5 protein-coding genes are annotated in these 6,285 nt (G+C 73.4%); 3 read left to right on the forward strand and 2 right to left on the reverse strand.

The window, feature by feature from the left end; all coding sequences use genetic code 11:
• The coding region (locus ACWEVO_RS26710; RefSeq protein ID WP_452310260.1) for a S8 family serine peptidase at positions 1-2,884 on the forward strand (2,884 nt) is incomplete at its 5' end.
• A 79-nt stretch (positions 2,885-2,963) separates the two neighbouring features.
• Here ACWEVO_RS26710 and dapD read toward each other — a convergent pair.
• The gene (gene dapD, locus ACWEVO_RS26715) at positions 2,964-3,923 is read right to left on the reverse strand and encodes a 2,3,4,5-tetrahydropyridine-2,6-dicarboxylate N-succinyltransferase (protein WP_452310261.1); all 960 of its coding nucleotides are present in this window, start codon (positions 3,921-3,923) and stop codon (positions 2,964-2,966) included.
• Between the two features lie 24 nt (positions 3,924-3,947).
• On the opposite strand from dapD, the gene dapE reads away from it, so the two are divergent.
• Entirely contained in the window at positions 3,948-5,021 is a 1,074-nt protein-coding gene (dapE, locus tag ACWEVO_RS26720; protein ID WP_452310262.1) for a succinyl-diaminopimelate desuccinylase, read from the forward strand.
• Between the two features lie 66 nt (positions 5,022-5,087).
• Here the strand turns inward: dapE and ACWEVO_RS26725 are convergent, their stop codons facing one another.
• Positions 5,088-5,249 carry a hypothetical protein gene (locus ACWEVO_RS26725; RefSeq protein WP_452310263.1) on the reverse strand — a complete coding sequence of 54 codons (162 nt, stop codon included), beginning with the start codon at positions 5,247-5,249 and terminating at the stop codon, positions 5,088-5,090.
• 157 nt (positions 5,250-5,406) lie between these two features.
• Here ACWEVO_RS26725 and ACWEVO_RS26730 point away from each other — a divergent pair.
• Positions 5,407-6,285, forward strand: an 879-nt coding sequence (locus tag ACWEVO_RS26730; RefSeq protein WP_452310264.1) for an LOG family protein, incomplete at its 3' end; no start/stop codon positions are given.

Genomic DNA, 6,285 nt, shown 5'->3' on the forward strand with positions numbered 1-6,285 from the left:
GCCGAAGACGGTCTTCGAGGACCGGAGCTGTGTCCCCGGCACCGTCCAGAACGGCCCGAAGCACAACACCACCGGGCGGTCCGGGGCCCGGGCCGACGCGGCGGGGGGCGCCGACCGAATCTGGCTCGACGGCAGGCGCCAGCTCTCCCTGGACCACAGCGTGCCGCAGATCGGCGCCCCGACCGCCTGGGCCGCCGGCTTCACCGGCAAGGGCGTCACCGTGGCCGTGCTCGACACCGGCGTCGACGTCACCCACCCCGACCTCGTCGGCCGGGTGGCCGAGTCGCGCAACTTCAGCGAGATGCCCGACGCCGACGACATGGTTGGCCACGGCACCCACGTCGCCTCGATCATCGCCGGCAGCGGCGCGGCCTCCGGCGGTAGGTACCGGGGCGTGGCACCGGACGCGACCCTGCTCTCCGGCAAGGTGTGCGAGGAGTACGGCTGCGCCGACTCGGCCATCCTGGCCGGCATGGAGTGGGCCGCCGTAACGAAGAAGGCCGACGTGGTCAACCTGAGCCTCGGCGGCTGGAACACCCCGGAGGTCGACCCGCTCGAGCAGGCCGTGCAGACGCTGACCGCGCAGACCGGCACCCTCTTCGTCATCGCGGCGGGCAACGACGGCGGGGACGGCACGGTCAGCTCGCCGGCCACCGCCGACGACGCGCTCGCGGTGGGCGCCGTGGACCGCGACGACGAACTGGCCTTCTTCTCCAGCCGCGGCCCCCGGGCCGGCGACGACGCCCTCAAGCCCGACATCACCGCCCCCGGCGTGGAGATCGTCGCCGCCCGGGCCGCGCACGGCCAGATCGGCGACCCGGTGGACGGGAAGTACGTCTCCCTCTCCGGCACCTCGATGGCCACCCCGCACGTGGTCGGCGCGGCGGCGCTCCTCGCCCAGCAGCACCCGGGCTGGCCGGCCGGGCAGCTCAAGGCGACGCTGATGGCCTCGGCGAAGCCGCACCCGGACCAGACCGCGTACGAGCAGGGCGCCGGCCGGGTCGACGTGGCGCACGCGATCACCGAGCAGCTGACCAGCGAGCCGGCCAGCGTCTCCTTCGGCCGGGCGAGCTGGCCGCACGACGACGACGCGCCGATCGAGCGCAGGGTCACCTGGCGCAACTCCGCCTCGACGGCGCTCACCCTGGAGCTGAGCACCGAGGTGACCGGGCCGGACGGGCGGACCGCGCCGGCGGGCATGTTCCGGCTGAGCGCCACCCGGGTCACCGTCCCGGCCGGCGGCACCGCCCAGGTGACCGTCACCGCGGACACCCGGCTCGGCGGCGCCGACGGCTACTGGACCGGGCGGATCGTCGCCCGCTCCGGCGACGCTGTCGCGGTCACCCCGCTGGCCGTGCACCGGGAGGTGGAGAGCTACACGGTGACCGTCACCCACCGGAACCGGGCCGGCGCGGCGACGGGGGACTACTTCACCACCCTGGTCGGGCTGGACGGCTTCCGGACGATCGACGTCTACGACGCCGACGGCGAGGCGCAGGTCCGCGTCCCCAAGGGCGTGTACGGCCTGTCCAGCATCATCTTCGAGAGTGACGCGCAGGGCGAGCCGGCCGGCGCCAGCAGCCTGGCCCAGCCGCTCCTGACCGTGGACCGCGACCTGCGGCTCAGCGTGGACGCCCGGGCGGCGAAGCCGGTCCGGGTGACCGTGCCGAAGCGGGACGCCACGCCCGCCCTGGTCGACCTCTCCGCGAACTGGTTCACCACGGATGGCGGCGGCTACGGCTTCAGCCTGCTGTCGCTCGACTTCACCGGGCTGGCCAGCGGGCAGCTCGGCGGGTCCACGACGGCCGACCGGTTCGTCGGCGCGGTCAGCAGCCAGTGGGCCGACCTGACCGTGACCTCCAGCCCCTACCTCTACGCGACCAGCGAGGCGCTGCCGGGCCGCTTCCCGACCGGCTACGTCAAGCACTACCGCCCGGCTGAGCTGGCCACCGTGGTGCACCGGTTCCGCGGCGGCGCGCCCGGGCAGGAGGCGGAGCGGATCGTCTTCCCCTCGTCCGCGTACGACATCGGCGGCTGGGCGATCGGCCTGCCCACCACCCTCCCCGGCCGGCGGGTCGAGTACTACAGCACCGCCGGGATGCGCTGGAGCACCGAACTGGACCTCGGCACCCGGGACGAGGACGGCTGGCTGAACCCGCAGGCCGCGCTCTTCGCGGACCGGGTCCGGTACCGCCCGGCCCGGACCGTGCGGGAGGACTGGAACGCGGCGCCCCACGGGCCGTCCTTTCCGCAGCCGCGCCGGCCCGAGGAGGGCATCACCCGCAACGGCGACACGATCGCGGTCGGCCTGCCGCTGTTCAGTGACGAGGCCGGGCACGCCGGCGGGTCGGTCACCGACACCGGGCGGACCGCCGTCTACCGGGGCGGCACCCTGGTCGGGGAGTCGCCCTACGCCGGCTACGGGGAGTTCGAGGTGCCGGCGGGCGCCGCGGACTACCGGGTGGAGACCAGCGCCACCCGCAGCTTCACCGACCTCAGCACCGAGGTCACCGCGAGCTGGACCTTCCGCTCCCGGCACGTCACCGGCGACGGCTGGGCGCGGCTGCCCGCCATGGCGGTCCGCTTCGCGCCACCGCTGGCCGTCGACAACACCGCCCCGGCCGGCCGGACCTTCACCATCCCGCTGACGGTCGAGCGGCAGCCCGGCGCGCCGGCCGCCAAGGTCGCCGCGCTCACCGTCGACGTCTCCTACGACGGCGGGAAGACCTGGCGGAAGGCGGAGCTGCACCGGCAGGGCGTCGGCTGGGCGGCCGTGGTCCGGCACCCCGCCGGCCCCGGGTACGCCTCGCTGCGGGCCACCGCGCGGGACAGCGCCGGCAACACGGTGACCGAGCGGATCATCCAGGCGTACCGCCTGCGGTGAGTCGCCACGGTCCGCGGTCTCCCCGCCGCGGGCCGGGACGGCGGACGGGCCGGGGCGCGACGCCCCGGCCCGCTCCGCGTCAGTCGTTGGCGTGCAACGCCGCGTTCAGCTCGATGCCCTTGCCGGTCCGCGGCTTCGCCTCCAGCGCGCCGGTCACCGAGTTGCGCCAGAAGAGCAGCCCGTCCACGCCGGAGAGCTCGCGGGCCTTGACCACCCGGCCGTCCGGCAGGGTGATCTTGGAGGCGGCCGTGATGTAGCAGCCGGCCTCCACCACGCAGTCGTCGCCCAGGGTGATGCCCACGCCCGCGTTCGCGCCGATCAGGCTCCGCTCGCCGATCCGCACCTTCTCGGTGCCGCCGCCGGAGAGCGTGCCCATGATGGAGGCGCCGCCGCCGATGTCGGAGCCGTCGCCGACCACCACGCCCTGCACGATCCGCCCCTCCACCATCGAGGTGCCGAGCGTGCCGGCGTTGAAGTTGACGAAACCCTCGTGCATGACGGTGGTGCCGGCGGCCAGGTGCGCGCCGAGCCGGACCCGGTCCGCGTCGGCGATCCGCACGCCGGAGGGGACCACGTAGTCGGTCATCCGGGGGAACTTGTCCACGCCGTACACGGCCAGGTGGCGGCCGGCGGCCCGCTCGATCACGCGCAGCTCGTCCACCCGCTCGGGTGGGCACGGCCCGGCCGAGGTCCAGGCCACGTTGGCGAGCTTGCCGAAGACGCCGTCGAGGTTGAGCTCGTTGGGCCGCACCAGGCGGTGGGAGAGCAGGTGCAGCCGCAGGTACGCGTCGGGAGTGTCCTTGATCGGGTCGTCCAGCGAGCCGATCACGGTGACCACCTGGACCGTACGCAGGCCGGGCAGTGACCGTTCGCCGACCGCGCCGGGCGGCAGGTCGAGCACGTCGGCCTGGTCCTCCCCGGGGACCAGCGGCAACTCGCCGAGCCCCAGCTTGCCGGTCGGATACCAGGTGTCCAGCACCTGATCGTCAGCGGTGATCGTGGCCAGGCCGATGCCCCAGGCAGACTGTGCGCTCCTCACGCTGCTGACGGTACCGTGCGAAGCATGCAGAACCCGCTGACCCCCGAGGTCCTGGCTGATCCGGTGGCGCTGACCCGCGCGCTGGTCGACATGGAGTCCGTCTCCCTCAACGAGAAGGCCATCGCCGACTGTGTCGAGGACGTGCTGCGGGGCGTTCCGCACCTGACCACCTTCCGGCACTCCAACACGGTGATGGCGCGTACCGACCTGGGTCGGGCGCAGCGGGTGGTGCTCGCCGGCCACCTGGACACCGTCCCGCTCAACGACAACTTCCCGTCGACCATGCGCGGCGACCTGATGTACGGCTGCGGCACCTCCGACATGAAGTCCGGGGTGGCCTTCGCGCTGCACCTGGCGGTGACCCTGCCCGACCCCCGCTACGACGTCACGTACTTCTTCTACGAGGCCGAGGAGATCGAGTCCCGGTACAACGGCCTCACGCTCGTCTCCGAGGCCCACCCGGAGTGGCTGCAGGCCGACTTCGCGGTGCTGCTGGAGCCGACGTACGGGATCGTCGAGGCGGGCTGCCAGGGCACCATGCGGGCGATCGTCACCACGCACGGCGAGCGGGCCCACGCGGCCCGGTCCTGGCACGGGGTGAACGCCATCCACGGCGCGGGTGAGGTGCTGCGCCGGCTGACCGCGTACGAGGCCCGCCGGGTGACCATCGAGGGCTGCGACTACCGGGAGGGCCTCAACGCGGTGCGGATCACCGGCGGGGTGGCCGGCAACGTCATCCCGGACCGCTGCGAGATCGAGATCAACTACCGGTACGCCCCGGACCGGGACCCGGCCGCGGCCGAGGCGCACCTGCGGGAGGTCTTCGCCGGCTTCGACCTGGCGGTCACCGACGCGGCGGCCGGCGCGGCCCCCGGGCTGGACAACCCGCCGGCGCAGGAGTTCCTGGCCGCGGTCGGGGCGGCCCCGATCGGCAAGTTGGGCTGGACGGACGTGGCCCGGTTCGCGGCGATGGGCATCCCGGCGCTGAACTTCGGCCCCGGCGACCCGAACCTGGCCCACCACAAGGACGAGCACGTCGAGCTGACCAAGATCCGTGACGGTGCGGCCACCCTGCACCGCTGGCTGGCCTCGGCCTGATCCCGGTACGTGAGCGGGGGGCCCGCGTCGATGACGCGGACCCCCCGGAGTCGGGTCGGCGGGACGTCAGACGCCGGTGCTCAGCGAGGCGTCGGTCTCGGTGGACTCGCCGGTCAGGTCGGTGTGGTGGGCTTCCATCATCCGGGCACGGCGGCGCTCGGCCACCACGTCGCGGATCCGCCGCTGCATCTGCCGGCGAATCCGGATCATCTCGGTGTTGCTGATCAACGCCTGCTCCTCCCCCGAAAGGCAACGCGCCGGGGCATACCCCGTATGTGAATAGTAAGACGTACGGGCGACCGAATTCGTTGCCCAAGATCGCGAAGAATTTCGTCGGCTCGCATGCCTCCGCACCCGGCCGCCGTGCCTCCACTACGGTGGCTGCATGAGCCAGAGCGACGGGCGGCCGCCCGGCCGCGGTCCGGGCGGGGAGCGGCACCGCGGTGCCGTCACCCTGCGCAACCGGGCGATCCCCACCAGCACCGCCGACCAGCGACTGCTGGACTCGCGGGGCAGGGGCGACTGGAAGACCAAGGACGCCTGGCGGGCGCTGCGCATCCTGTCGGAGTTCGTCGAAGGGTTCGACACCCTGGCCGACCTGCCGCCCGCGGTGAGCGTCTTCGGTTCGGCCCGCAGCAAGCCGGACAGCCCGGAGTGCCGGCTGGCCGAGGAGCTGGGTGCCGCGCTCGCCCGAGCCGGCTACGCGGTGATCACCGGCGGCGGTCCGGGCGTGATGGAGGCGGCCAACCGGGGGGCCAGCGAGGCGGGTGGGCTCTCCGTCGGCCTCGGCATCGAGCTGCCGTTCGAGCAGGGCCTCAACGACTGGGTCGACCTGGCGATCGACTTCCGCTACTTCTTCGCCCGCAAGACGATGTTCGTCAAATACGCGCAGGCGTTCGTCGTGCTGCCCGGCGGCTTCGGCACCATGGACGAGCTCTTCGAGGCGCTGACCCTGGTGCAGACCGGCAAGGTCACCCGGTTCCCGGTGGTGCTGATGGGCGTCGACTACTGGCGTGGGCTGCTCGACTGGCTGCGGGACACGATGGCCGCGGACGGCAAGATCGGCCCGTCGGACCTGGACCTGATCTGCCTCACCGACGACGTGGAGGAGGCGGTCCGGCACATCGTCGAGGCCGAAGCGGTGCTCTCCGCCGAGCAGGAGGCGATCCGCGAGGAGGCGGTCGCCCGGGTCGCCGCCACGGCGACGGCGGCGAAGACGGTGCCGAGGAAGCGGGTGAGCAGCCGGTTGACCACGAACGCCGGG

Source organism: Micromonospora sp. NPDC003776 (genome assembly GCF_053605645.1).

Coding starts and splice junctions, on each gene's coding strand:
- dapE (WP_452310262.1), top strand. CDS start 3,948: ATGCAGAACCCGCTGACCCCCGAGGTCCTGGCTGATCCGGTGGCGCTG.